The 26,306-nt window shown below is 63.6% G+C and carries 27 protein-coding genes; 18 read left to right on the top strand and 9 right to left on the bottom strand.

The window, feature by feature from the left end:
- Positions 1–6 precede the first annotated feature (6 nt).
- Together ASILVAE211_RS03120 and ASILVAE211_RS03115 are read right to left on the bottom strand one after the other, a co-directional pair.
- Complete coding sequence (locus tag ASILVAE211_RS03120) at positions 7–780, bottom strand: ABC transporter permease (RefSeq protein ID WP_227319811.1); 774 nt, start codon at positions 778–780, stop codon at positions 7–9.
- Positions 780–1,574, bottom strand: coding sequence for an ABC transporter permease (locus ASILVAE211_RS03115; protein WP_227319810.1), 795 nt, complete (start codon positions 1,572–1,574; stop codon positions 780–782). Before ASILVAE211_RS03115 ends, ASILVAE211_RS03120 begins: the two co-directional genes overlap by 1 nt.
- A gap of 184 nt (positions 1,575–1,758) precedes the next feature.
- Between ASILVAE211_RS03115 and gorA the strand changes: the two genes are divergently transcribed.
- The 16 genes from gorA (at position 1,759) to ASILVAE211_RS03030 (ending at position 20,686) form a co-directional block, all read left to right on the top strand.
- Positions 1,759–3,144 (top strand): glutathione-disulfide reductase, encoded by a 1,386-nt coding sequence (gene gorA, locus ASILVAE211_RS03110; protein ID WP_227319809.1) that lies wholly within the window; start codon positions 1,759–1,761, stop codon positions 3,142–3,144.
- A 122-nt stretch (positions 3,145–3,266) separates the two neighbouring features.
- Positions 3,267–4,685, top strand: a complete 1,419-nt coding sequence (locus ASILVAE211_RS03105) for a class II 3-deoxy-7-phosphoheptulonate synthase (protein WP_227319808.1) — start codon at positions 3,267–3,269, stop codon at positions 4,683–4,685.
- Positions 4,686–4,706: 21 nt separating this feature from the next.
- Positions 4,707–5,855, top strand: a complete 1,149-nt coding sequence (locus ASILVAE211_RS03100; protein WP_227319807.1) for a nicotinate phosphoribosyltransferase — start codon at positions 4,707–4,709, stop codon at positions 5,853–5,855.
- Positions 5,856–5,976: 121 nt separating this feature from the next.
- Positions 5,977–7,689: a methyl-accepting chemotaxis protein gene (locus tag ASILVAE211_RS26280; protein WP_319799526.1), complete on the top strand. Its 1,713-nt coding sequence runs from the start codon at positions 5,977–5,979 to the stop codon at positions 7,687–7,689.
- Positions 7,690–7,775: 86 nt separating this feature from the next.
- Positions 7,776–9,122 (top strand): glutamate--tRNA ligase, encoded by a 1,347-nt coding sequence (gene gltX / locus ASILVAE211_RS03085; RefSeq protein WP_227319806.1) that lies wholly within the window; start codon positions 7,776–7,778, stop codon positions 9,120–9,122.
- 67 nt (positions 9,123–9,189) lie between these two features.
- On the top strand, positions 9,190–9,882 hold the full coding sequence (locus ASILVAE211_RS03080) for a TIGR02466 family protein (RefSeq protein ID WP_227319805.1): 693 nt from the start codon (positions 9,190–9,192) through the stop codon (positions 9,880–9,882).
- A 5-nt stretch (positions 9,883–9,887) separates the two neighbouring features.
- Positions 9,888–10,676 carry a DeoR/GlpR family DNA-binding transcription regulator gene (locus ASILVAE211_RS03075; protein WP_227319804.1) on the top strand — a complete coding sequence of 263 codons (789 nt, stop codon included), beginning with the start codon at positions 9,888–9,890 and terminating at the stop codon, positions 10,674–10,676.
- A gap of 124 nt (positions 10,677–10,800) precedes the next feature.
- The gene (glpD, locus tag ASILVAE211_RS03070; protein WP_227319803.1) at positions 10,801–12,357 is read left to right on the top strand and encodes a glycerol-3-phosphate dehydrogenase; all 1,557 of its coding nucleotides are present in this window, start codon (positions 10,801–10,803) and stop codon (positions 12,355–12,357) included.
- Positions 12,354–13,457 carry an ABC transporter ATP-binding protein gene (locus ASILVAE211_RS03065; RefSeq protein WP_227319802.1) on the top strand — a complete coding sequence of 368 codons (1,104 nt, stop codon included), beginning with the start codon at positions 12,354–12,356 and terminating at the stop codon, positions 13,455–13,457. The genes glpD and ASILVAE211_RS03065 overlap by 4 nt, the downstream gene beginning before the upstream one ends.
- A gap of 12 nt (positions 13,458–13,469) precedes the next feature.
- Complete coding sequence (locus tag ASILVAE211_RS03060) at positions 13,470–14,555, top strand: ABC transporter ATP-binding protein (protein ID WP_227319801.1); 1,086 nt, start codon at positions 13,470–13,472, stop codon at positions 14,553–14,555.
- A complete protein-coding gene (locus ASILVAE211_RS03055) occupies positions 14,552–15,442 on the top strand; it encodes a carbohydrate ABC transporter permease (protein ID WP_406566005.1) in 891 nt (296 codons plus the stop codon). The genes ASILVAE211_RS03060 and ASILVAE211_RS03055 overlap by 4 nt, the downstream gene beginning before the upstream one ends.
- The gene (locus ASILVAE211_RS03050) at positions 15,442–16,245 is read left to right on the top strand and encodes a carbohydrate ABC transporter permease (RefSeq protein WP_227319800.1); all 804 of its coding nucleotides are present in this window, start codon (positions 15,442–15,444) and stop codon (positions 16,243–16,245) included. The genes ASILVAE211_RS03055 and ASILVAE211_RS03050 overlap by 1 nt, the downstream gene beginning before the upstream one ends.
- Before the next feature lie 12 nt (positions 16,246–16,257).
- On the top strand, positions 16,258–16,536 hold the full coding sequence (locus ASILVAE211_RS03045; RefSeq protein ID WP_227319799.1) for a DUF2160 domain-containing protein: 279 nt from the start codon (positions 16,258–16,260) through the stop codon (positions 16,534–16,536).
- An 86-nt stretch (positions 16,537–16,622) separates the two neighbouring features.
- Complete coding sequence (locus ASILVAE211_RS03040; RefSeq protein ID WP_264478641.1) at positions 16,623–18,362, top strand: ABC transporter substrate-binding protein; 1,740 nt, start codon at positions 16,623–16,625, stop codon at positions 18,360–18,362.
- Positions 18,363–18,449: 87 nt separating this feature from the next.
- A complete protein-coding gene (gene glpK, locus ASILVAE211_RS03035) occupies positions 18,450–19,949 on the top strand; it encodes a glycerol kinase GlpK (protein ID WP_227319797.1) in 1,500 nt (499 codons plus the stop codon).
- Between the two features lie 8 nt (positions 19,950–19,957).
- Positions 19,958–20,686, top strand: coding sequence for a hypothetical protein (locus ASILVAE211_RS03030; protein ID WP_227319796.1), 729 nt, complete (start codon positions 19,958–19,960; stop codon positions 20,684–20,686).
- Here the strand turns inward: ASILVAE211_RS03030 and ASILVAE211_RS26275 are convergent.
- The 5 genes from ASILVAE211_RS26275 to ASILVAE211_RS03005 form a co-directional block, all read right to left on the bottom strand.
- Entirely contained in the window at positions 20,654–21,274 is a 621-nt protein-coding gene (locus ASILVAE211_RS26275) for a tetratricopeptide repeat protein (protein WP_227319795.1), read from the bottom strand. The two genes, ASILVAE211_RS03030 and ASILVAE211_RS26275, sit on opposite strands and share 33 nt — an antisense overlap.
- A gap of 172 nt (positions 21,275–21,446) precedes the next feature.
- Positions 21,447–22,325, bottom strand: coding sequence for a GNAT family N-acetyltransferase (locus ASILVAE211_RS03020; protein ID WP_227319794.1), 879 nt, complete (start codon positions 22,323–22,325; stop codon positions 21,447–21,449).
- Positions 22,261–22,743 carry a hypothetical protein gene (locus ASILVAE211_RS03015; RefSeq protein ID WP_227319793.1) on the bottom strand — a complete coding sequence of 161 codons (483 nt, stop codon included), beginning with the start codon at positions 22,741–22,743 and terminating at the stop codon, positions 22,261–22,263. Before ASILVAE211_RS03015 ends, ASILVAE211_RS03020 begins: the two co-directional genes overlap by 65 nt.
- Before the next feature lie 2 nt (positions 22,744–22,745).
- Entirely contained in the window at positions 22,746–23,609 is an 864-nt protein-coding gene (locus ASILVAE211_RS03010; RefSeq protein ID WP_227319792.1) for a hypothetical protein, read from the bottom strand.
- A 153-nt stretch (positions 23,610–23,762) separates the two neighbouring features.
- A complete protein-coding gene (locus ASILVAE211_RS03005) occupies positions 23,763–24,131 on the bottom strand; it encodes a DUF6481 family protein (protein WP_227319791.1) in 369 nt (122 codons plus the stop codon).
- A gap of 236 nt (positions 24,132–24,367) precedes the next feature.
- On the opposite strand from ASILVAE211_RS03005, the gene ASILVAE211_RS03000 reads away from it, so the two are divergent.
- Entirely contained in the window at positions 24,368–24,571 is a 204-nt protein-coding gene (locus ASILVAE211_RS03000) for a cold-shock protein (RefSeq protein ID WP_227319790.1), read from the top strand.
- 110 nt (positions 24,572–24,681) lie between these two features.
- Positions 24,682–25,011, top strand: a complete 330-nt coding sequence (locus ASILVAE211_RS02995) for a hypothetical protein (protein WP_227319789.1) — start codon at positions 24,682–24,684, stop codon at positions 25,009–25,011.
- Between the two features lie 179 nt (positions 25,012–25,190).
- Here ASILVAE211_RS02995 and ASILVAE211_RS02990 read toward each other — a convergent pair whose 3' ends face one another.
- The gene (locus ASILVAE211_RS02990) at positions 25,191–25,364 is read right to left on the bottom strand and encodes a hypothetical protein (RefSeq protein ID WP_227319788.1); all 174 of its coding nucleotides are present in this window, start codon (positions 25,362–25,364) and stop codon (positions 25,191–25,193) included.
- A 48-nt stretch (positions 25,365–25,412) separates the two neighbouring features.
- A complete protein-coding gene (locus ASILVAE211_RS02985) occupies positions 25,413–26,306 on the bottom strand; it encodes a response regulator (RefSeq protein ID WP_227319787.1) in 894 nt (297 codons plus the stop codon).

Below are 26,306 nucleotides of genomic sequence, written 5' to 3'. Positions count from 1 at the left end.
TCGTTTTTATTTTCCTGCCCAGTGCACGATGCGGCGCTGGGCAAAAAGCAATCCGCGATCCAGAGCGATGCCCATGGCCGCGATGATGAGGATGCCGGCAATCACGTAGTCGCTGCGCAGGAAGCGCCCGGCATCGAGAATGAGCCAGCCGATGCCGCTGGAGCCCGCGATCATTTCCGCCGCGATCAGCGTTGCATAGACAATGCCGATAGAGAGGCGCGCACCGATGAAGATCTCGCCCAGCGCCGAAGGCAGCACGACATGGCAGAAGATCTGCCACGGGCTGGCGCCGAGGGAACGGGCCGCCAGAATACGCTGGGGCGACACCTGCCGCACGCCGTCGCGGGCCGCGACCGCCGAGACCGGCAGGGCCGCCAGAAACAGAAGCACGATCTTGGGCGTCTCGCCGATGCCGAACCAGATGATGAGCAGAACGAGATAGGCGAGCTGCGGCAAGGGACGCAGGAATTCGATATAGGGCGCGGCCAGCGCGTCGAGCTTGCGCGAGACGCCCATGCCGAGGCCGAGCAGCGTGCCGATGATGGTGCCGAGGCCAAAGCCCAGGCCCACGCGCAACAGGCTGAGGCCGATATGCGCGCCGAGGCTGTAGCCTTTGTAGCCGTTGAGCACGAGATCGGCGGCGCCGTCCCACAGTTCATCCGGCGTCGGCAACAGCAGGTCGGACACCGCGCCGGTATAGGTCGCGATCGCCCAGGCGGCGATCACCGTGGCGATGCTGGCCAGCGTGACGATCCAGGGCCGGCGGCGAAGAAACGACATCAATCCCGCCCCCGCCAATGGATCAGGCCACGATCCAGCCCCAGCAGCAGGCTGTTCAGCCCCATGCCGAGCAGGCCCAGCAGAATGATGCCGAGCAGGATGATGTCATTGCGCAGGAACTGGCTGGCCGAAAAGATCATCCAGCCCAGCCCGTCGCTGCCGGCCATCAATTCGGCGGCGACGACGGTGGAGAACGCGGCGGCGAGCGCGATGCGCAGGCCGGTGGAGATCATCGGCAGGGCTGCCGGCAAAAGGACATGGCGGAAGATCTGGCCCGAACTGGCGCCCAGCGACTGGGCGGCCAGGATTTTCTGCTGCGGCACGGAACCGACAGCGGCATAGGTGGCGCTGGTGATGATGGGAAAGGCCGTCAGCGCCAGAAGCCCGACCTTGGCAAGATCGCCGGTGCCAAGCCACAGCGTCAGCAGCACGAGGAAGGAGAGCGGCGGCAGAGGCCGCAGGAATTGCACCAGCCAATCGGCCGCCGCCGCCGTCAGCCGACTCATGCCCATCCATAGCCCCAGCGGCACGCCAATGACGGTCGCAATGACGAAACCCGCCAAAGCGCGAAACAGGGTGGCGCCGATATCCTGGCCCAGGCTGGTGCCGCGATAGCCATGGCGCGAAATGTCGATCAGCGCCGCCCAAACCTCTTCAGGACTGGCCAGCAAGCCTGACGGAATGAGATGGAAGCTGCCAAGCGCCTGCCAGGCCGCCAGGCCGATGGCAACCGAGAGCGTGCCAAGACCAAGCCGCATCCAGCGCTCGCCCGAAGGGTCGCCCTGCCCGCTCATGCGTGATGTCGAGAATTGAACATGGGCAAAGAGTAAAATCCTTCTCCAAACCTGTCAATTATCTGTGACGGAGAGTTTAATTTTCCCCAATCCGTTCTTTCCACCACGCATGACAGCCCGCGTTTGATTGCACCCTGCTGCCGCCCTATGTGAGAGGCAACCTCACGTAAGCGGGAGCCTACCCTTGCCCTACGATTTCGATCTTTTCGTCATTGGCGGCGGTTCCGGCGGCACGCGCCTGTCCCGCATCTCGGCCGGGCACGGCGCCCGGGTAGGCGTCGCCGAGGAACGCTTTTGGGGCGGCACCTGCGTCAATGTCGGCTGCGTACCCAAGAAGCTGATGGTGCAGGCCGCCGAATACGGCAATTGGGCCGAGGACTCGCGCGGATTTGGCTGGGACATCCAGAAGGGCGCGCATGACTGGACGGCCTTCATCGCCGCCAAGGACCGTGAGATCGACCGGCTTCAGGGCATCTATGCCGCGATGCTGGGGAAGGCCGGGGCAAAGACCTTCGACGCCCATGCCACCTTCATCGACCCGCATACGCTGGACGTCGGCGGCGAGCACGTGACGGCGGCCAATATCGTCATCGCGACCGGCAGCACGCCGCATAAGGCCGATATTCCCGGCGCCGATCTGGCCGGCATTACCGACGACCTCTTCTACCTGCCGAAGCGGCCGCAGCGGCTGGTGATCGTCGGCGGCGGCTATAGCGCAGTCGAATTCGCCGGTATTTTCGCGGGTCTCGGGTCAGAGGTGCATCTGGTCTATCGCCAGCCCTGGCCGCTGCGCGGCTTCGACCAGGATCTGCGCGAAGCGCTGGCCGAAGCGATGGCGGCCGGCAGCATTCATCTGCATCCCGGCGTCTCGCCCACGCATATCCGCGCTTCGGGCGCGGACGGCCAGGGCCGCCACGTCACCTTGTCGGATGGCGCCGAGATCGAGGCCGATTTCATCGTGCTGACCACCGGCCGCGTGCCGAACCTCAACGGGCTCAACCTCGCGGCGTCCGGCGTCGCCCTGAATGCGGCCGGTGCGGTCGCCGTCGATAATGGCAGCCGCACCAATGTCGGGCATATCTACGCCATCGGCGACGTGACCGACCGCCTCAACCTGACCCCGGTCGCCATCGCCGAAGGCCATGCTCTGGCGGATACGCTCTTCGGCGGCCTTCCGCGCGAGGCGAGCCTGGAGAATGTGCCGACGGCCGTCTTCTCCGACCCGCCGCTGGCGACCGTGGGCCTGACCGAGGAAGAGGCCGCGAAACAAGGGCCAATGGATATCTATGTCAGCCGCTTCACGCCGATGCGCCACACGCTCACCAAGCGGGCCGGCCGGAAGGCGCTGCTGAAGCTCGTCGTCGACCAGAAAACCCAGAAGGTGCTGGGCGCGCATATGCTGGGCGAGGACGCGGCCGAGATCATGCAGGGGCTTGGCATCGCCGTGCGCATGGGCGCGACGAAGCAGGATTTTGACCGCACCATCGGCATTCACCCGACGGCGGCGGAAGAATTCGTAACGATGCGCACGCGGACCCGCGTTGCGGGCGCCGCAGATACCGGCGAGTAGCTTTTCGCACGTTTTCAGCCGATAACCGCCGGCCGTGCCAGGCCAGCTGACGCCCGGCACAAGACCAGAGCGCGACGCCCAAGCACAGGAAACCGGGCGCCGCCCATACGAGGAAGAGACCGATGAGCCAGACGGGCAATAACCGTCCTCTCGAAAACGGGACCGCCGATCTGTGGACCCCGGCGAGCTGGCGCAACAAGCCGGTGCGGCAGATCCCTGCCTATCCGGATGTCGAACGCCTGGCTGCCGTCGAAGGGCGCCTGCGGCGATACCCTCCTCTGGTCTTTGCGGGCGAGGCCCGGCGGCTGAAGGCCTCCCTTGCGGAAGTCGCGGCCGGCCGCGCCTTCGTGCTGCAGGGCGGCGATTGCGCCGAAAGCTATGACGATTTCACCGCCAATGTGATTCGCGACACGTTCCGCGTATTGTTGCAGATGGCGGTTGTGCTGACCTTCGGCAGCAGCGTACCCGTGGTGAAGATGGGCCGCATGGCCGGGCAATATGCCAAGCCGCGCAGCGCCGAGATGGAAACCGTGGGCGATGAGACGCTGCCCAGCTATCGCGGCGATATCATCAACGGGCCGGCCTTCACGCCGGAATCCCGCATCCCTGATCCGGCCCGCATGGAGACCGGCTATTTCCAATCAGCCGGCACGCTGAACCTGCTGCGCGCTTTCGCGACCGGCGGCTATGCCGATCTGCACAGCGTCCATCGCTGGAATCTCGGCTTCGTCGAACGCAGTCCGCTCGGCGCCCGCTACCAGGATCTGGCGGCGCGGATCGACGAGACGCTGAACTTCATGCGCGCGTGCGGCATGACGGCGGAAACCGCGCCCCAGATCCGGGAGACGGAATTCTATACGAGCCATGAGGCGCTGCTGCTGCCCTATGAGGAAGCGCTGGCCCGCGTCGATTCCACGACCGGCGATACCTATGCCTGTTCGGCGCATTTCGTCTGGATCGGTGACCGCACCCGGCAGCTGGACGGCGCGCATGTGGAATTCATGCGCGGCATCAAGAACCCGATCGGCCTCAAGGTGGGTCCGTCTACCGAGCCCGAGGATCTCCTGCGCCTGATCGAGACGCTGAACCCGACCAACGAGGCCGGCCGCCTGACCCTGATCAGCCGCATGGGCGTGGAAAAGCTGGAAAGCAAATTCCCCCGCCTGCTGCGCGCCGTGAAGGAATCCGGGGCCAATGTCGTCTGGCTCTGCGACCCGATGCACGGCAACACCATCTCCACAAGCCATGGCCGCAAGACCCGCCGTTTCGACGCCATTCTGGGCGAAGTGCGCGGCTTCTTCGAAGCCCATGCGGCGGAAGGCACTTGGCCGGGCGGCATTCATGTCGAGATGACCGGGCAGGACGTGACGGAATGCGTGGGCGGTGCCCATCGCCTGACGGAGGCTGATCTGGGCCGGCGTTACGAGTCCTTCTGCGACCCGAGGCTGAATGCTGAACAGTCGCTGGAACTCGCCTTCCTGGTGGCGGAGGAGCTGAAGGCGCGACGCCTTCCCTCCGCCGCTGCCGTCGCCGCCGAATAACAAGAAAAAAGGCGACACGGGATGGATACGCTCTCGGCTCAGGATCTGGTGCAGGCGGAAACGATCGCTGCCTATACCGATACTTATTTCAACAAGACCAAGGCCATCGTCAGCCGCTTTGGGGACAAGACCGTGACATACGCGGTCTTTCTCCGGCGGCCGGTGATCTCGGCCCCGAAGCTGATGCTGGACTGGCTGGAAGAGGTGGCCGTCGCCCGCGACACCACCTTCCAGTTCGAGATTCTGCATGAGGAAGGCGAATGGGTCGGCGCCGGCGAGCCGCTGCTCTATATCACCGGCAGCTACGTTCACCTGAGCGACCTTGAGACGCTGCTGTTGCAGAAGCTGGGTTCGGTCTGCGTCGCCGCCCATCACGCCTATCAGATGTGTATCGGCCTGCCCCATGTCACCTTCCTGGCCATGGAAGCGCGGCATTGCGCGGGCACCGAAATGCAGTCGATGATGGCCTATGGCGCGGCTGTCGGCAGCCGCGCGGCGCAGCGTGAGGGCGCGAAAGGCTTCGTCGGCAATGCCAATGATGCGACCGCGCATTTCTTTGGCGCGACGCGTGGCCTGGGCACCATGCCCCATGCCCTGATCGGCTATGCCGGCTCCACCGTCCGCGCGGCCGAGATGTATCATGAGACATTCCCGGACGATAACCTGACCGTGCTGGTCGATTACTTCGGCCGCGAGATCACCGACGGTCTGGCCGTCTGCCGCCGCTTTGCGGGGCTTGCGGCGGCAGGAAAGATGTCCGTCCGGCTCGACACCCATGGCGGCCGTTTTCTGGAAGGGCTGGACCCGGCCGAGAGCTATGCCGTGCTGGAGCGCCGCAGCCCCGGCGCCATCCGCCGCTACCGGTCGGACGCCGAGTTGCGCCATCTGGTCGGCACCGGCGTGTCGGCAGCCGCAATCTGGCGGATGCGCGAGGCGCTGGACGAGGCCGGGTTCGATAAGGTGAAGATCGTCGCCTCCTCCGGCTTCGGCGTCGATAAATGCCGCGTCATGGCCGACGCCCATGCGCCGATCGACGTCGTCGGCACCGGCAGTTTCATTCCGGACCATTGGCATGAGACCTACGCGACCGCCGATATCATCGCCTATGACGGCGAAGCCCGCGTGAAGCTCGGTCGCGAGTTTTTGCTGCAACGGCGCCAGCAGCCGTAACGGCGGCTGACCCTTTCCGGCAAAGAATGAATGACACGGGCAGTATCGCCCGCGTCATTCATCCGCGCTTAACTCCCTGCCCTGTAGCGTCCCCGATCAGGCCTGAATCTATGGGGACGCGATGCCATTCGGTTGGTTCGGACGGAGCGAAAAAGCGGCGCGGCTAGCGGCGCTCGATCAATGGCCGATGCATGTCATGCTGGCCGATGCCCGGCTGACCATCACCTATATCAACCAGTCCCTGCGCAGCTTTCTGAAAGACGCAGAAGCCGAGTTGCGGAAGGACAATCCGCAATTCACGGTCGAGACCGTCATCGGCAGCCATCTCGACCTGTTTCTGAAAGGCCAGACGGCCAATCTGTCCGCGCTGGCCAAACCCCTGGTCACGTCGATCGCCATCGGTCCACTGACGGTCGATCTGACAATCGCGCCCGTCGCCGCCGGCACGCGCGTTTCAGGTTTCAGCATCACCTGGGCGGATGCGGCGATGCGCCAGATCAACATCGACTATGCCGCGCAGCTCGACGCCTTTTCGCGCGGCCAAGCCATCATCGCGTTTTCGCCGGATGGCATTATCCGCAGTGCCAATGAGAATTTCCTCAAGACCATGGGCTATACGCTGGACGAGCTGGTCGGCCGCCATCACAGCCTTTTCGTCGGGCCGGCCGAAGCCGAAACCGCGCATTACCAGGATTTCTGGAAGGCGCTGCGAACCGGCCAGTTCCAGTCGGGTGATTTCAAGCGCTTCGGCAAAGGCGGCCGAACCATCTGGATTCATGGCGCCTATAACCCCATCCGCGACGAGACCGGCGCTGTCGTCAAGGTTGTGAAATTCTGCTCCGACATCACGCCGCGCATGGAAAGCGTCCGCCGCATCGGCGACGCGCTGAACGCCCTCGCCCGCGGCGTGCTCAACCAGCAGCTGGATAAACCCCTGTCACCGGAGCTGGATCAGCTGCGCATCGACCTCAACAGCGCGCTGGCGGCCTTGCAGCGGACCATGGGGCAGGTCGGGCAGAACGCGCTCTCCGTCCGCCATACGACGGAGGAAATCCGCACCTCCACCAATGACCTGTCGCGCCGTACCGAACAGCAGGCGGCCAGCCTGGAAGAAACCGCCGCCGCGCTGGATCAGTTGACCGCGACGGTCCGCAAAGCCGCCGAAGGCGCCCGCCACGCCCGTGCTGTCGTCAGCGGCGCCAAGGTCGATGCCGAGAAATCCGGTGGCATCGTGCGCGAGGCCGTGAAATCCATGGACGGGATCGAGGCCTCTTCCAACAAGATCAGCCAGATCATCGGCGTGATCGACGAAATCGCCTTCCAAACCAATCTTCTGGCGCTGAATGCCGGGGTGGAGGCCGCCCGCGCGGGCGATGCCGGGCGCGGCTTCGCCGTCGTGGCACAGGAAGTCCGCGCCTTGGCGCAACGCTCGGCCGATGCCGCGAAGGAAATCAAAGCGCTGATCTCCACCTCCACGCAGCAGGTCTCGGCGGGGGTGAATTTCGTCGGCCAGACCGGCCAGGCACTGGACCGCATTATCGCCCAGGTGGGCGAGATCGACACCGCCGTCTCGGAAATCGCGGCTAGCGCCCAGGAGCAATCAATCACGCTGGGTGAGATCAATACGGCCGTCAACCAGATGGACCGCACCACCCAGCAGAATGCCGCCATGGTGGAACAGGCGACCGCCGCCTGCCATGGGCTGGCCAATGACGCGGGCGAGCTTTCCGCCCTGATCGACGCCTTCACCGTGACCGGCGAGGCCGAGACGCCGGGGGCCAGCGTCACCCGCCTGCACGACCCGGCAGCCCTCCGCAGCCGCGTCTCCGCCTGAGATCGGCGGTTGCGGCAGGTCTGAGACCCGGCCGGATGGCGCCTGGGGCTTTGACGAAGACACAGAGCCTAGGGCATGGGGGGAGCATGAACGCCAGCACCCCTCGCCTTCGCTTTGCCCCCAGCCCCACGGGCTTCCTGCATGTCGGCAATTTGCGCACCGCCGTTGCCAATTACCTCTTCGCGCGCCGCCATGGCGGGCAGCTCATGCTGCGCATGGACGATACGGATGTCGCGCGGTCGAAGCCGGAATATGAGGCGGGAATCCAGGAAGACCTGCGCTGGCTGGGCATTCACTGGGACGAATACGCGCGCCAGTCCGACCGCATGGCGCAGTACGAAGCCGCCGCCGACAGGCTGAAAGCGCTCGGCCTGCTCTATCCCTGTTTCGAAAGCGAAGAGGAGCTGGCCGCCAAGCGCGCCTTGCGCCTGAAGCGTAAACTGCCCCCGGTCTATGACCGGGAGATGCTGCGGCTGACGCCCGAGCAGCGCGCGGCGGCCGAAGCCAATGGCAAGACCCCCTATTGGCGCTTCAAGCTCTCGGACGGCGTCGTCACCTGGAACGACCTGGTCTTCGGCGAACGCCGGGTGAAACTTCCTAGCGTCTCCGACCCGGTGCTGATCCGCGCCGACGGCACCTTCCTTTATACCTTCACCTCGGTCGTCGATGATCTGGAGTTCGGCGTGACGCACATCATCCGCGGCGAGGATCATGTGACGAATACCGGCATCCAGATCGACCTGATGCGGGCCTTAAGCGGCAAGCCGGAGAAGATCGGCTTCGCCCATCTGCCACTGCTGACGGATGCCGAGGGCGGCAAGCTGTCCAAGCGTTTCGACAGCCTTTCGGTCCGCAGCCTGCGCAAGGACGGGCTGGAGCCTGACGCCATCATCGCCTATCTGGCGCGCCTTGGTTCGGCCGACGATATGGCGCCGCTGACGCGGGATGAGGTGACGGCCACATTCGACCTCGGCCGCATGTCCCATTCCGCCGCCGTCTTCGATCCGCGCCAGCTGCTCGGCATCAATCGCCAGATGATCCACCGTCTGGCCTTCGCCGATGTGGTCAGCCGCCTGCCGCAGGGCGCGACGGAAGACTTCTGGCTGTCCATTCGCGGCAATCTGGACCTGCTGTCCGAAGCCCGTGTCTGGTGGGAAATCGTGGCCGAGGAAATCTCCCCGCCGGAACAGCCGGATGACGCAGACTTCCTGCGCGCGGCGGCTGACGCCCTGCCGGCGGAGCCCTGGGACAAGAATACGGCCGGGATCTGGACCAAGGCGCTGGCAACCGCCACCGGCCGCAAGGGGCGTGGCCTCTATCATCCTTTGCGCCTGGCTTTGACGGGCGAGGAAAGCGGCCCGGACATGAAAGATTTGCTGCCGCTGATTGGGCGGGATAAGGCCGCGCGCCGGCTGCTGGTCTCCGCCGGCTAAGGCGCGTTTCGTTCGCTCTTGACAGGAGCAAGAGGCACGCGCACAGGCTGACGCGGGAGAAACGAAAATGGCGCGCGTCGAAATCAACATTCGCGGTCTCTTTGCGACGCCCGTCGCGGCTGTCGAATTGCCGGATGCCGCGGCGCGGAATGCCGAGCTTCGCCGCATTATCTTGGACCGCCGCGCCTCCCACCCTTCTGTTCAGGCCTCCAATGCCGGCGGCTGGCATTCCGACCGCGACATTTTGGACTGGGGCGGTGCCGGCATGACAGAGGTCATCGCCGCCGCCAAGCAGGTCGCCAATCGCATGACGGCGGATCGCGCCGGGCAGCCGCTGCACCCCAATTGGACCGTGCAGGCCTGGGCCAATGTCAACGGACCCGGCGACGGCAATATCGCCCATTACCATCCCGGCAGTTTCTGGTCCGGCACCTATTACGTCGATGACGGCGGCTGTGCCGATGACCCGTCATTGGGCGGCGAATTCGAAATGATGGACCCGCGCGGACCCGGGCCTGGCATGTATGCGCCGGCCCTTAAATTCGCGGGCGAGGACGGTGCCTCGGTCGGCGCCGGAGAGATGATCCGGCCGCGCCCGGGGCTTTTGTTTCTGTTCCCGTCCTTCCTGTTTCATCAGGTGCGGCCCTATCGCGGCCAGGACTTGCGCATTTCCATCGCGTTCAATCTTGGCGTGTCCACGCAGGGCGTCCCCACGCCGGGCGTCTCCACGCCGGGCGTCTCTTCCACCGCATCTGTTTGAGAAAAATGGACATTTTGCGTCCGGCCTCGCGCCGCCAACAGGAAATCGTCACGCTTGTGCGCGAGACGGGACGTGTGTCGGTCGAAGACCTCGTCGCTCGTTTCGGCGTGACACCACAGACCATCCGCCGTGACCTGAACGATCTGGGCGAGGCGCGGCTGATCACCCGCACCCATGGCGGCGCAGTGGTGGCGTCCGGTGTCGAGAACCTCGCCTATGAGGCGCGCAAACTCGTCGCGCAATCAAACAAGCGGCGCATCGGAGAGGCCGCAGCGAAGCTGATCCCCGACCATTCCTCGCTCTTTATCAACCTCGGCACGACGACCGAGGAAGTGGCCCAGGCGCTGGTGAACCATACCGGCCTGCTGGTGATCACCAATAATATCAATGTCGCGAATCTTCTCTACCGCAACAGCTCGATCAATGTGGTCATCGCGGGCGGCACCATTCGCCCGACCGATGGCGGCGTCGTCGGCCAGATGGCGGCCGATATCATTCGCCAGTTCAAGGTCGATCTGGCGATCATCGGCACCTCGGCCATCGACGAGGACGGCACGCTGCTGGACTACGATGTGCGCGAAGTGCAGGTTTCGCGCGCGATTATCGAAAATGCGCGTCAGGTCGTGCTGGTCACCGACCAGACCAAGTTCAATCGCCGCGCCCCGGTGCGCATTGCGCGGCTGGATGAGATCCATACCCTGGTAACCGACCGCATTCCGCCAAAAATGTCTGAGCTTTTGCAACGGCTTGGCACCGAGGTTATCGAAACCGGCGGCGAGCTCGACGAAGACTGAGAGCCTTTCGATAGAAACGATTTTCGCTATGCGCGCATTTTGATCGCTTGCACATTCGAAAGTTTCGTGTTTCTGTTCCGTTACCAAGACGCTCATCAAGAGCGCCGGCCGGAACGATGCCAATTTGGAAACATACGCACACCCTGAGAGCTCTGCCGAGACCTACGACCTTGCCGTGATCGGCGGTGGGATCAATGGCTGCGGCATTGCGCGCGACGCGGTGGGGCGCGGCTGGCGGGTGTTCCTGGCCGAGAAGAACGATCTCGCCTCCGGCACCTCCTCGGCCTCCACCAAGCTGATCCATGGCGGGCTGCGCTATCTGGAATATTACGAGTTCCGCCTGGTGCGCGAAGCGCTGATGGAGCGCGAGGTGCTGTGGGGCGTAGCACCCCATATCGTCTGGCCACTGCGCTTCGTCCTGCCCTATCACAAGAAGCTGCGCCCGCGCTGGCTGCTGCGCCTGGGCCTGTTTCTCTATGACTATATCGGCGGGCGGAAGAAGCTGCCGCCGACCCGCTCGGTCAATCTGCGGCGGGACGTCACCGGCCAGCCGCTGAAGCCCGACTATGTCCATGCCTTCGAATATTCCGATTGCTGGGTCGAGGATTCCCGCCTCGTCGTGCTCAATGCCATGGATGCGGCCGCGCGGGGCGCTGTCATCCGCACCCGCACGCGCTGCCTGGAGGCGGTGCGGGAGAGCGGGGCTTGGCGCGTGACCTTGCAGGACGAGGCGACCGGCCAGACCTACGCCATTCGCGCCCGCGCCCTGGTCAATGCCGCCGGCCCCTGGGTCGGCGATGTCGGGCAGAGCGTGCTGCACAACAACACCCGTGCGCCCGTCCGCCTGGTCCAGGGCAGCCATATCGTGGTGCCCAAGCTGTACGATCATCCCGGCTGCTACATCTTCCAGAATGACGACCGCCGCATCTTCTTCGTCATTCCCTATGAGCAGGATTTCACGCTCATCGGCACCACCGATCAGGACTATAAGGGCGACCCAGCGGATGTGCGGGCAAGCACGGAAGAAATTGCCTATCTCTGCCGCTCGGCAAGCGATTATCTGGCCAAGGCGATTACGCCCGACATGGTGGTCTGGACCTATTCCGGCGTGCGGCCGCTGTATAACGAGGACAGCGACACGGCGGCCCAGGCGGCGACGCGGGATTATGTGCTGAAGCTGGACGCGCCTGACGGTGCGCCCGCTTTATTGTCCGTCTATGGCGGCAAGATCACGACCTTTCGCCGGCTGGCGGAATCGGCGCTGGCGCAATTGGCGCCGCATCTGCCGCCCGCGACGGGCAAGGCCGCAGGCTGGACGGGCAAAGAAAACCTGCCGGGTGGGGATTTTCCCATGCAGGGTTTTCCGGCCCTCAAGGCGGAGATGGCACGGCGCTACCCTTTCCTGTCCGACCGTCATCTGCATCGCCTGCTGCGCGCCTATGGCACGCGCGTCACGATCCTGCTGGGTGACGCCGCATCCATGGCCGATCTGGGCGAAACCTTCGGCGCCGATATCACCGAAGCCGAACTCCGCTACCTCGTCCAATACGAATGGGTCCGCACCAGCCAGGATATCCTCTGGCGCCGTTCCAAACTCGGTTTGCGGATCAGCACAACAGACCAAGCCCGTATCGACGATGCCTTGACTGAAATCGTCCCGGCAAGGGAGCCCGCCGCGTGAGTCTCGAACTTCGCAATGTCAGCCTGAAACAAGGCCAGGACAGCATCATCGATGATGTGTCGCTGCTCTTTGAGCGCGGCACCATGAATGTGCTGTTGGGGCCGACGCTTGCCGGTAAAACCACGCTCATGCGGCTGATGGCAGGGCTGGACAAGCCGACCAGCGGCGATGTGCTGGTGGATGGCGTATCCGTGCTGCAAGTACCTGTGCGCCGCCGCAGCGTCGCCATGGTCTATCAGCAATTCGTCAATTATCCGTCGCTCACGGTCTATGAGAATATCGCCTCGCCGCTCCGCGTCGCCGGATTGCCCAAGGCCGAGATTGAAAAGCGCGTGGCGGATGCTTCGCGCGTTTTGCGGCTCGATCCTTTCCTTAAGCGCCTGCCGGCGCAACTCTCCGGCGGCCAGCAGCAACGCACGGCGATTGCCCGCGCATTGGTGAAACATGCAGAACTCGTCCTGCTGGATGAGCCGCTGGCCAATCTGGACTATAAGCTGCGCGAGGAATTGCGGGAAGAATTGCCGAAACTCTTCGCTGCCACCGGCACCATTCTGGTCTATGCTACGACGGAGCCGACCGAGGCGCTGCTGCTGGGCGGCACCACGGCAACCCTGTGGCAGGGCCGCGTGACGCAAGTGGGGCCAACGCCGTCTGTCTATCGCAGCCCCGCCAATATCGATGCCGCACGCGTCTTCTCCGATCCGCCGCTGAACGAATTCACCACCACGCTGTCAGGACCCCGCGCTACCTTGCCGCGCGGCGGCGATATCGATGCGCAGTCTCTGCTGCCGAACCTGCCGGACGGCATCTATCGCATCGGCTTCCGGGTAGAGGACGCCAAGCTCGGCACCGTCTCCGGCGCGCCCCTCGCCTTTCCCGGCCAGGTTGCGGTGACGGAAATCAGCGGTTCGGAAAGCTTCGTGCATCTGGATATCGGATCCGGCACCTGGGTCAGCCTCGTGCTGGGCGTGCATGACTGGAAGCCGGGCGCCCCTGCCGAAATTCGCATCGACCCTGCCCGCATCTTCGTTTTTGACGAGGGCGGCCGATTGGTCCGCGCCCCGGAAGCGCGCATTGCCCGCACAAGCGCTTTGGTCTGAGGGGAAAGCATCATGGCCAGTATCACCCTCGACCATATCGCCCATGCCTATCCCGGCGCGCCGGGTGCGGCACCGCATTACGCGCTGAAGCCGATCAACCATGTCTGGCAGCAAGGCCGCGCCTATGCGCTGCTGGGTCCGTCCGGCTGCGGCAAGACGACTCTGCTGAACATCATTTCCGGCCTCGTCATCCCGTCCGAAGGGCGGCTGCTGTTCGACGCCACGGATGTCACGCGCCTGTCCACGGAGAAGCGCAATATCGCGCAGGTCTTCCAGTTTCCGGTCATTTACGACACCATGACGGTGGCGGAAAATCTCGCTTTTCCGCTCAAGAATCGCGGTGTCGAGAAAAACGCCATCAAGCGCCGCGTCGATGAAATCGCTGATCTGCTCGACCTCAGGCCTGTTCTGGGCCGCCGCGCGCGGGGCCTGACGGCGGATGCCAAGCAGAAGATTTCGCTCGGGCGTGGTCTGGTGCGGTCGGATGTTTCCGCCGTGCTGTTCGATGAGCCGCTGACGGTGATCGACCCGGCGCTGAAATGGGAATTGCGCTCCAAACTCAAAGCTGTCCATCAGGCGCTGGACCTTCTCATGATCTATGTCACGCATGATCAGGTGGAGGCGCTGACCTTCGCCGACGAGGTCGTGGTGATGAAGGACGGAGCGGTTTTGCAGATCGGCACGCCGGCCGAATTGTTCGAGCGTCCGGCCCATAGTTTCGTGGGCTATTTCATCGGCAGTCCGGGCATGAATTTTCTGCCCGCGACGGTCGCCGGCCGCGAGGCGCGCGTCCAGGGCACCGTGTTCGACCTCGGCGCGTCCTATGCCGCGCCGGCCAATGGCGCAAAGGTCGAAATCGGCTTCCGTCCGGATTACGCGATGCTGCATGCAAACGGCGGCATTGCGGTGCAAATGCTGAAGGTGGAAGACCTTGGCCGCCGCCGTTTGGGCCGCTTCGCCATCGGCGGCGGGGAGGCCATCGCGACGCTGGCGGCGGACGCCGATCTTCAGCCTGGCGATACCGCCGGCCTCACCATCGAACCCGGCCATGTGCATCTTTTCGTGGATGACCTTCGTGTCGAGGGAGCGCGCGCATGATGGACAAACCCTGGAACAACCGGGCCTGGCTTTTCGTCGTGCCGGTTCTGATCATCGTGCTGTTTTCATCGCTCGTGCCGATGATGACGGTGGTCAACTACTCCGTTCAGGACACGATGGGGCAGAACAATTTCTTCTGGAACGGCGTCGCCTGGTTCCAGGGACTGCTGGACCCGACGACCGATATTGGTGGCCGTTTTGCCAGCGCCCTTGTGCGCAACCTGATCTTTTCCATCGTCATCCTGTGCCTGGAATTGCCGCTGGGCATTGCCGTCGCGCTCTGCATCCCGAAACAGGGCTGGAAGGTCGGCGCGACCCTGGTGCTGATCGCCCTGCCGCTGCTGATCCCCTGGACGGTGGTCGGCACCATCTGGCAGATTTTCGCCCGCCAGGATATCGGGCTTCTGGGTGCGGCGCTCAACGCCATCGGCATCCATTACAATGACACGCAAGACCCGACCTCGGCCTGGGCCACCATCGTCATTATGGATGTCTGGCATTGGACGGGCATGATCGCGCTGCTGTCCTATGCCGGATTGAAGGCGATACCGGATGCCTTCTATCAGGCCGCGCGCATCGACGGCGCCAGCCGCTGGTCGGTCTTCCGCAATATCGAATTGCCCAAGCTGCAAAAGGTTCTGGTGATTGCCGTGCTGCTGCGCTTCATGGAAAGCTTCATGATCTATACAGAGCCTTCCGTCGTTACCGGCGGCGGGCCTGGCGAGGCGACCAGCTTTCTGTCGCTCGATCTTGTCAAGATCGCGCTCGGGCAGGTCGATCTGGGTAATGCGGCGGCGATGTCGATCGTCTATTATCTGATCACGCTGACGATCTGCTATGTCTTCTTCACGATCATGACCCAGCTCGACCAGAGAAAGGGTGTGTGATGCGCATCCAGACCCGCACCATCGTCATCACTGCCTATCTGCTGCTCCTGTTCCTGCCGATCTATTGGCTGGTCAATATGAGCTTCAAGACCAATGCCGAAATCACCGGCCATCTCAGCTTCTGGCCGCATCATCCGACGCTCGGCAATTACGGCCATATCTTCTCGGACCCCGTTTGGTACAATGGTTTCCTGCATTCCTTGTCCTATGTCTTTCTCAATACCATCATCTCTGTGGCGCTGGCCCTGCCGGCAGCCTATGCTTTCAGCCGCTATCGTTTCATCGGCGACAAGCATCTGTTCTTCTGGCTGCTGTCGAACCTGATGGCGCCCCCAGCCGTTTTCGCCATGCCTTTCTTCAATCTTTATTATTCGGTCGGGCTATTCGATACCGTCTGGGCCGTGGCGCTGGCGCATTGCCTGTTCAATGTTCCCTTGGCAGTCTGGATTCTGGAAGGCTTCATCTCGGGCGTGCCGCGCGAAATCGACGAGACGGCGGCGCTGGACGGCTATTCCTTCCCGCGCTTCTTCGTGAAGATCTTTCTGCCGCTGATCGCCAATGGTATCGGTGTCGCCGCCTTCTTCTGCTTCATGTTTTCCTGGGTCGAGCAGCTGCTGGCGACCACGCTGACGACCATTCATGCCAAGCCCATCGTTGCCGTCATGACGCAGGTCTATTCGGCGGCCGGCATGGATTGGGGCCTGCTCTCGGCGGTCGGTGTTCTGACCATGATCCCGGGCGCGATCGTCATCTGGTTCGTGCGCAACCACATCGCCAAGGGCTTCGCCCTTGGCCGCGTGTAAGGAGGCTGGCACATGTTCGGTTGGATGGCTTGGACCTGGGCGACGGCGGGATTTTTCGCGGTTATCCTCGCCTGTCTGGTGGTTCTGACGCTGCTGGCGGTCTTTCGGCCGGAAACGCCGAAGCGCGGGGTCTTGGGTTTTCCGACGACGAGGGGCGACCGCTTCTTCGTCTCGCTTATCGGTAGTGCGATCATCTTTGTGCTGTGGATCAGGATCACGGGCGGAGACAATCTCTACTACCCGACTGGAATTTCGCTGCTTTACGGAGTTGCGATGTTCCGCTTCGCCTGAACAATTCGCCGGCACTAACGATCCTGCGTGATGGCACGCCGGGCACCGGCACAAGGGAGAACAAGAAAATGAAAAGGCGCGACTTGATGAAAGGCAGTGCGGCCGCCGCCGCCAGTGCCGCCATCCTGACCCATGCGACGCCATCCCATGCCCAGCAGATGGATGCGGCGAAGAAATGGATCGACAGCGAATTCCAGCCTTCCACGCTGAGCAAAGACGCTCAGATGCAGGAAATGGAATGGTTCATCAATGCGGCGAAGCCCTTCAAGGGCATGCAGGTGAGCTGCGTTTCCGAAATCCTGAATATCCATCAGTATGAATCGAAGGTTCTGACCCAGGCTTTCGGCGAGATCACCGGCATCAAGGTCAATCATGACCTGATGGACGAGGGCCTGCTGGTCGACAAGATCGAAGTCGAGATGCAGTCCGGCCATCCGATCTACGATTTCTGGATGAACGATTCGGACTTCATCGGCACGCATCCGCGCTACAATGACATCGTCGACGGTTCGCTGACCGATTTCATGGCGAATAACGGCAAGGATGTCACCAATCCCAATCTGGACCTGAACGATTTCGTCGGTCTTTCCTTCGGCACTTTCACGGACGGCAAGCTGTATCAGCTGCCCGACCAGCAATTCGCGAACCTGTACTGGTTCCGGTATGACTGGTTCAAGCGTCCCGAACTGAAGGCGCAGTTCAAGGCCAAGTTCGGCTATGACCTGGGCGTGCCGGTGAACTGGTCCGCCTATGAAGACATCGCCGATTTCTTCACCAATGACGTGAAGGAAATCGATGGCGTGCGCGTCTATGGCCATATGGATTACGGCAAGAAAGACCCGTCGCTCGGCTGGCGCTTCACCGATGCCTGGCTGTCCATGGCCGGCGCCGGCGATCGTGGACTGCCCAACGGCCTGCCGGTCGATGAATGGGGTATTCGCAATGTGGACGGTCGTCCGCGCGGTTCCTCCATCACGCGCGGCGGTGACGCCAATGGCCCGGCGGCGGTCTATGCGCTGACCAAATATGTCGAATGGCTCAAGAAATATGCCCCGCCGGAAGCGGCCGGCATGGACTTCCTGGAAGCCGGACCGGTGCCGGGCCAGGGCCATATCGCGCAGCAGATTTTCTGGTACACCACCTTCTCCGCCACCATGAACCAGCCCGGCTCGCCGATGATGAATTCGGACGGCACGCCGAAATGGCGCATGGCCCCCTCCCCGCATGGGCCTTATTGGAAAGAGGGCATGAAGCTCGGCTACCAGGATTGCGGCTGCTGGACGATGCTGAAATACGCGCCGATGGAGAAGATCAAGGCCGGCTGGCTCTATGCCCAGTTCAGCGTCTCCAAGACTGTCAGCCTCAAGAAGTCGCTGACCACGCAGCATCTTATCCGAAAGAGCGATATCGACGCGGACGCGATGACGCAGGCGGCGCCCAGCATGGGCGGTCTGGTCGAATTCTATCGTGGCCCGGCGGTGAAGCAGTGGACGCCGACCGGCGTCAACGTGCCGGACTACGGCAAGATGGCGCAGGTCTGGTGGCAGAACGTCTCCAACGCCATCGCGGGTTCGGTGACCCCGCAACAGGCGATGGACGGTCTGGCGCGCGACCAGGATGCGATCATGACGCGCATCCAGCGCTCCGGCGTGCAGGGCGATCGCGGCCCGATCATGAACAAGCCGCAATCGGCCGAATACTGGTATCAGCAGGCCGAGACCAACAAGACGCTGGCACCGCAGCGGAAGCTCGCCAATGAGAAGCCGCAAGGACAGACGGTGGACTATGACGAGCTGATCAAGAGCTGGCAGCCCGCGACGAAGTAAGGCTGATACTGCTAAACTCTTTGCTAAGCCTGACCGGGAAGGGGCCGAACACCCCTTCCCGCTTGCCTTTTGAGACGGATGCCGCCCATGCCCGCGCATATTCTGGTGATCGACCAAGGCACCACCTCCACTCGCGCCATCGTCTTCGACGCGGCGATGAAGCCGGTGGCATCGGCGCAGGAAGAATTCCCCCAGATTTTCCCGCATCCCGGCTGGGTTGAGCATAATCCCGAGACGCTTTGGGCGACGACGCTGGGCACGGCCCGCGCAGCAATCGCCGAAGCGGGCCTCTCGGCCGCCGATATCGCGGGCTTGGGCATCGCCAATCAGCGCGAGACGGCGCTGATCTGGGAACGCGCCACCGGCCGCCCCATTGCGAATGCCATTGTCTGGCAGGATCGGCGCACGGCCGATTTCTGCCAGCAGCTTGAGGCAGACGGGCATGAGGCCTTAGTTGCCGAGCGCACCGGCCTGCGGCTGGACCCCTATTTTTCGGCCACAAAAATCGCCTGGCTGCTGGATCATGTGCCGGGCGCCCGCGCCCAGGCCGAGGCCGGCAAGCTGGCCTTCGGCACGGTCGATACCTTTCTGCTGTGGCGCCTGACGGGCGGCCAGGTCCATGCGACGGACGCGACCAATGCGTCCCGCACGCTGCTCTGCGACATTCGTACTGCTACCTGGGACGATGATCTGCTGCGGCTGTTTAACGTTCCCGCCAGCCTGCTGCCGGAGATACGCGACTGCGCGGGGGAATTCGGTGTGACGCAGGCCGATTTTTTCGGCGGCCCCATTACCATTCGCGGCATTGCCGGGGACCAGCAGGCGGCGCTGATCGGCCAGGGCTGTTTCACGCCCGGCACGGTGAAGGCGACTTACGGCACTGGCGGTTTCGTGCTGCTCAATATCGGACCGACGCCCAAACCCTCCCGCCATCGGCTGCTGACGACCATCGCCTGGGCGCGCGGCGGCGAGCGTGCCTATGCGCTGGAAGGCTCCATCTTCTCGGCCGGCGCCAGCGTGCAATGGCTGCGCGACGGGCTGGGCCTGGTTGAGAACTCAGCCGAAACCGGACGGTTGGCGGAAGCCGCCGACCCAGGCCAATCCGTCTATCTGGTGCCGGCCTTCACCGGCCTCGGCGCGCCGCATTGGAACAGCCACGCGCGCGCCTTGGTCAGCGGCATCAGCCGCGGCACGACGAAGCGGGAACTCGCGCGCGCGGTGCTGGAAAGCATCGGCTATCAGACGCGCGACCTGTTGCAGGCCATGCTGGCCGATTACGGCGAGCCGATCGAAAACCTCGCCTTCCGCGTCGATGGCGGCATGTCCGCCAGCGATTGGACCATGCAGTTTCTGGCCGATATGCTGGGCCAGGCGGTGGAACGCCCGGCCTTTCGGGAAACGACGGCCATGGGCGCCGCCTATCTGGCCGGTCTCGATGCCGGGCTTTACCCCGAGCCGACAGATTTCGCGAAAAGCCGGGCGGTGGATAGGCGCTTCACGCCCAACCTGGAAGAGGATGCGCGGGCCGCCAAATATCGCGGCTGGCTGCATGCCGTGAAGCTGGCCACCCTGCCCGAAGACGGCTGAGGCGGGGCATGCGGATTCTCTTCCGCTGCGATCCGGCGCTGATCGGTCATCTGCCGCGCCCCATGCCCGCCCGGCAGGCTTTGCCCGATTGGCTGCGCACCATGCCCCGCCATGCGGTCTCCGACATGCATGGCGAGCCGGTGCGCACGGTGAAGCATTGCCCGCCCTTCGTGGACGCGATGAGCCATGGCTTCGTGGTGCCGCTGCCCTGCGATGTCACGGTACGCGACGGTCAGATGACCTGGCAATGGGATCTGCCGGGGCTTGCCGCCCACCATCACCCCAAAAGCCCGATCAGCTTCCATCATCCGGCACAGGTTGAGGGGACACCGCTGTGGAGCGCCGATCAGGTGGTGGTGAAATTCAACAGTTTCTGGACCATCGAGCTGCCGGATGGCTTTTCACTCTTTGCCATGCATCCGGCCAACCGGCCCGATCTGCCCTTCCGCCTGCTGTCGGGCCTCGTCGACGCCGACCGCTTTCATGACGTCGGCATCCTGTTTCCGGCGGTCTGGCTCGACCCGGACTTTTCCGGCGTCCTGGCGAAGGGCACGCCCATCGCCCAATGCATCCCCGTGCGGCGAGAAGCGCTCACGCTCGATTACGAACCGCTGACGGATGCCGGGGCCAAGCAATATGATGAGACAGCGCAGAAGCTTTTGACGGAAACCGGCGTGTACCGGAAAGACTTCCGAGCGGCGCGCTCAGCGGGCGGCGAGGACAGCGCGGAGAGCTGAGGGCCGCAGAAACAGCGCGCCGGTGGGGGAAGCGATCAGCGCTTGGGCGATGCGCCCAAAACTGTCGGATTTCATACGGTAGGCCGCCGCATAGGCGTCCATCGCCGCGTCCATCTGTCCCGCCTGCTGCCAGGCGATGCCGGTATTGAAGGCGGCTTCATGAAAATCCGGTTTCAGCGTCCAAGCGCGGCCGAAAGCCGCTGCCGCATTCGGGAAATGCCGCGCATCCTGAAGCACCAGACCCAAGCTGTACCAGACAGGCGCAAGACCGGAATCAAGCGCGACCGCACGCTGAAAGGCGGCAATGGCAGCATCCCGCTGACCGAGCTGCGCCAGCACCTGCCCCGCCTGATGCAGCATCGGCGCGGTGGCGGATGCCGCGCGGGCCGCGCGCTGCAAGGTGAGGATCGCGGCCCGAACCTGCCCCCGGTCGCGCAGCACGGCGGCCAAGGCCAGCCAGCCCGGCGCGAAATCGGCATGCCTGTCGAGCCCCGGCAAAAGCTGTGCTGCCACCGGATCACCGGCCTTCAATGCCGCGATAGCCGCTCTGAAAAGGGGCGCAGGCCCCTGCGCTTTCGTCTCCGCCACCCTTGCCCTCCCCGTTTATGAAGGCAGCTTAGGGCGTTTCAGGCTTTTACTGAAACAACGTCATTCCCGCGAAGGCAGGAATCTTCTCCGTTTTGCACTGCGATGAAGGGCAGACGATGCCCGCCTTCGCGGGCATGACGGCTGGGGTGATGCCACTCAAGGCAGACAAACCCTAGCCGATCCTCTTCGAAAAGAAGGTGCGATTATGGCCGCCGGGATAGGCGTCCAGCCGCCCGAAAGGCACAAAGCCGTGACGCGGGTAGAAGTCCGGCGCCTGGAAGCTGAAGGTATCCAGCCAGATGCCGTGGGCGCCGATGGACCGCGCCTCCTCCTCGGCCAGCGCCAGCAATTGCGATCCGACGCCCTGGCCGCGCAGGCTGTCCGGCACGAAAAGCAGGCCGACATAAAGCCAGTCGTAATAGCTGCGCGCGGACAGGCCGCCGATCGTGGCGCCCGCCTCATCGGTCAGCGCGAAGGCGTGGCGGCGCTCGGGCCATTCGCCGCCGCCGAGCTTCACGTCATTGAAGGCGCTGAGCGGATTGCCGATGGCATCCCGCAGGTCGCGCGGCGGATCGAGAATTTCCTCCACCAGCGGATGCGTCACCGCCGGTGCAGAACCATTGTCCAGACGCTTCTGGAGGAAAAAACGGGCATGTCCCGCCGGGTAGTCGGCAATATCCCCGAACACCGCAAAACCGTGCTTTTCGTAGAAGCCGCGCGCTTGAAAGCTGAAGGTGTCGAGCCAGACGCCGACCGCGCCCCAGGCTCGGGCGCGGGCCTCCGCCATGGCCAGCAGGGCGGTGCCCAGGTCCTGGCCGCGCAGATCGTCCGGAATATAGATCAGTTCGATGAACAGCCAGTCGTAGTAGAACCGGCCCCAGAGGCCGCCGCGCACTGCCCCATCCGGCCCGCGAATGGCCAGGCAAAGCGTTTCCTCCGGCCAGAACCGGTCTCCCGCACGCGGGTCGCTATAGGCGTCCAGCAGGTCAAGCAGGGTCCGGCGATGGGCTTCGGTCGGCTGATCGATCCGAGTGATGCGTGATGTGATCATATTTGTCTTTTGCCTGAGGCAGGCAGGCTTCGCCAGTCCACCCGCGCGCGAAGACAGCGGAAACCCAGGCGAACATCAGGCTGGCCGTGGTCGCGATCAGGGTATTGTCGGTCGCGGCATGCAGCGCGAAGGCCAGGAAAACGAGGCGCATAACCCAGGCCTCGGGCCGTGGCAGGCGTCTGGCCGAATGCCTCAGCCAGAGGATGAACAGCAGGATGAGCAGCGCCAGGCCCAACGTTCCGCCTTCGACCGCAATGCGCAGATATTCGTCATGGGCCGCATTGGTGCCGAGCAGGCGCCACAGCAGGGTGCCGACCGGCACCAGCACCTTATCCGTGCCAAGCCCCCAGCCGAGCCAGGGCGACCGGAGGACGGCAGCCTCATAGACCGACCAGATCAGCAGGTGGTGGCTGAGCACCGCTATGTCGCCCTGCTGGGCAAGGGCGAGCAGACGGACAAAGCCGAGCCAGGGGGCCGCCAGGATAGCGGTGGCGGGTGCGGCACTGTGATGGTGACGAGCAGGATCAGGCCCAGGCCGATGGCCAGCGGTGCCCGCGCGCCCGTCGCCAAAAGAATCAGGATATCGCCCGCAAGCAGAACCAGCAGGCCGAACCTCGGCCGGCGCACCTGTTCCACCAGCAGCGCATAGAGGCTGATGAGGGTGAAGCCGGCCAGAAAGGCCGGAAGGGTGGAGGCGCCCAGCCGCAGCGCGCCGGTCTCGAATCCGTAAAGCGGCCGCAGGCCGGCGCTCGCCAGAATACCGCCAAAGCCGAGGATGATGATGGGGCTTGCGATGGTGGTGCGAATGACGAGCCGGCACCAGACCGGCGGCAGGCGGACGAAGGAAAAAGCGAAGGGCGCCATGGATCCGATCAGGCTGCGCAGCGAATCGGACCAGATCAAACCCGGCCATACGCCATGCACATAGCCCGCGACCCACATAAACGGAAAAGCAAGGCACGGGTTAAACCCGTCCCATCGCGCGCCGTAGCGGAAAAGGCAGAAGACCAGGAGAAGCAGCCCAGCCGCCTTGTCGAGGTCGATGATCGCCGAAGTCTGGCGGATGATATCGCCCAGCCACATTTCCGGGCATGTCGCCAGCAGCCCCAGCCAAAGGGCTGTCGCCTGAGCTGGGAAGCGGGCCGTCAAAGCGAGCGCCACGGCTGCCGGGGCAAGCGGCAAGGCATAAAGCAACCACGCGGGCGTGAACCAGGCCAGAGCCAGCCCAATGGACGCCGACAGACAAGCCAGGATCAGCCAGGCAGCGGGCAGATAATATTTCATTTCGAAATAGTATCATACGCAGCCAAGTAATGAGGAGAGCTTAGCCGAACTCACCCGTCTCTATCTTGAAAAATCAAATCGCTAAGAAATGATCTTCATACGCCGGGATTGGGGAGGGCCGCGCGAGCGCAGCCCTCATGCACCTGCGAACTCTTAGCGGCGGCGCAGCTTGCGCGCGGCGTAGCGGGCGTCGCGGGCTTCCTTCTGCTTCACCTTCAGTTCTTCCTCGGCCAAAATCGCTGCCTCAGCCGCCAGCTTTTCGGCTTCCAGACGGGCGAGTTCCTCGGCCACACGGCGCAACTCTTCCTCGGCCTCACGCGCCAAGCGCTCCTGGCGGCGCACTTCGCGCTCGGCATCGCGAATGGCGCGCGCTTCGGCGACGCGCGTGCGCTCTTCGGCCAAGGCCACAAGCCGCGGATGATCCGGGGCAGGCCGCGCCTTGAATTTTTCCAACAAGGCCTCTTTGGCCTTCGAAGCCGCGTCGCGGCGGTCATTAAAGCTATTTGCCTTGAAGCCAGCCATACTCTCTCTCTCTAGCGCCAACAAAGGCCCCGATCACACTGACCGGAGCCTTGCAGTCGTCGGTTTTCGTGCGTGCCGCTTCTTACACTGTCTAAACCAGAGTGGAAGCGCACTTTTGTGACGGGGGAGGTCCGCGTTCATCAGGCATCTATTACAGATCACCCTCAGAACTGGGGTAGCCGTCAGGGCAGAGCGAGGTTATTTCTTCGGTTCTGCAACTCTGAGAGTAGGCTGTCATGTCGAGTGGTACTGTTAAGTGGTTCAACATGGAGAAGGGCTACGGCTTCATTACGCCGCAGGAAGGCGGCAAGGACGTGTTCCTTCACATCACGGCGGTCCAGGCGGCCGGCCTCAAGAGCGTGACCGAGGGTGACCGGGTCAGCTACGACATCATTACCGAGCGCGGCAAGCAGGCCGCTTCGAACCTCGAAAAGCTCTGACCGAGCCAACCGCCCTGGGGAGATCCCAAGGGCGGTTTTCTTTTTGCGATCCGCCGCCATCTAGCCTGCGGGTGGATCGCCGATCCGCCCATCCTGAACGGAGAGACGGAATGAAAACCGGTTTGTCTTTGTGCGGTATCGCCGCCACCCTGATGCTGATGGGTACCAGTGCCGCCATGGCCGCGCCCAGCCTGCCCGCCTGCGACAGCCCCGAGGCCCGCACCGGCATCGATGTCGCGCTGAAAAAATCCAACGCCCCCTTCGCCGTCACCGATCTGGCCGGCATCACGACGGATAAGCAGAGCGACAGCCAGATCGCCTGCATCGCCATCGCGACCTTCGCCAACGGCTCCCACCAGCCGATCGGCTATAAGTTCCGCATCAATAACGGCAAGCTGCAGAGCTGGGTCGGCCTCTTCGTCATGAAGGGCTCGAAGTAAGCACTTCGACGCCGGACATTCCGGGCGTTAAAAAGATCTGTCCGGCTTTGTTTGAAATAGCGCCAATCTAGTAAAAATTCGTCATCCCCGGCCTCTGTGCCGGGGATCCACACGGTCAGGCGCCCAAACGCCTGGATGCCCGGCTCGGGGGCCGGGCATGACGACTTTTTAACGCGATTTCAATAAATTCTGGCAAATTCTAGAGAGTCGCCTTCACGCTTCATGCGATCAATGCTGGCCTTTAACCGGCTCATGAACGGCTCCAGCGGCATGCTTTCCCCCCGCTCGGCCTGGGCTTTACTGCGGACAAGCGAGGCGAGCCAATCCGGCGGAATCTGCTCACGGTCATCCATGGCGTGATTCCAAACCGACTAAGGCTGGCTTTTCCACATATTCGCCCCTCACCCCACCGTGCGGATGGCGATGGCCGCCGCGGCCGCGCGGTTCTCCACCCCCAGCTTGGCGTAGATCTGCTCCAGATGTTTCTGCACCGTGCGCGGGCTCATGCCCAGGATATCCGCAATATCGCGCGTGCCCTTGCCGTGACCGACCCAGAGCAGCACCTCGGCCTCCCGCGCCGTCAGGCCCAGACGTTCCCGCAGCTGCGCTTCCTCGGTCGAGGTCCGCGTTTCCTGGATGCGGAACATCACCTCATCGGGCGCCATGCGGCCGACATAGACGAATTGCAGAACCGGCGCCTCGCCCAGCGCGATAGCCACCTGCCCGGGCGCCTGCTCGGGCGACTCCACCAGCCAATCAGCAACCCAGGGGCAGGCCGGGGCGCCGTCCTGGGCCGGCACCAGCCGCGCCAGCAGGCCGGCCGCCTGGGGCGTCGCCCATTGCAGTTCCCCTTCGGTATCGGTTGCCAGAAGAAAGCGTCCTGCCGTGTCCAGCGCCGCCTGGGCGCTTTGCGTGCGCCGCGCCCCGGTGAGATGGACGCGAATGCGGGCGATGACCTCGGCCAGTTGCAATGGCTTGGTGACGTAATCGACACCACCGGCCTCAAGCCCGCGCACCACATCCTCGCTTTCCGTCAGCCCCGTCATGAAAATGATGGGGACCGAGGCCAGCGCCGGATTGCGCTTCATCCGCCGGCAGGCCTCGAACCCGTCCATGCCGGGCATGACGGCGTCGATCAGGATAACATCCGGCAGCACGCGCTCCAGCACGATCATGGCGGCCGCCGCCGATTGCGCCATCAGCACCGTATAGCCGGCATCCTCCAGCACCTCGTTCAGCACGCCGAGCGTGCCGGGCGTGTCGTCCACGACCAGAATGATGTCCCGGCGTTTCAC

Origin of the sequence: Acidisoma silvae, from assembly GCF_020618775.1 — a bacterium.
Taxonomy (GTDB): domain Bacteria; phylum Pseudomonadota; class Alphaproteobacteria; order Acetobacterales; family Acetobacteraceae; genus Acidisoma; species Acidisoma silvae.
Note: the sequence above shows the minus strand (reverse complement) of the source record. Positions and strands in the feature narration are given on the sequence as shown.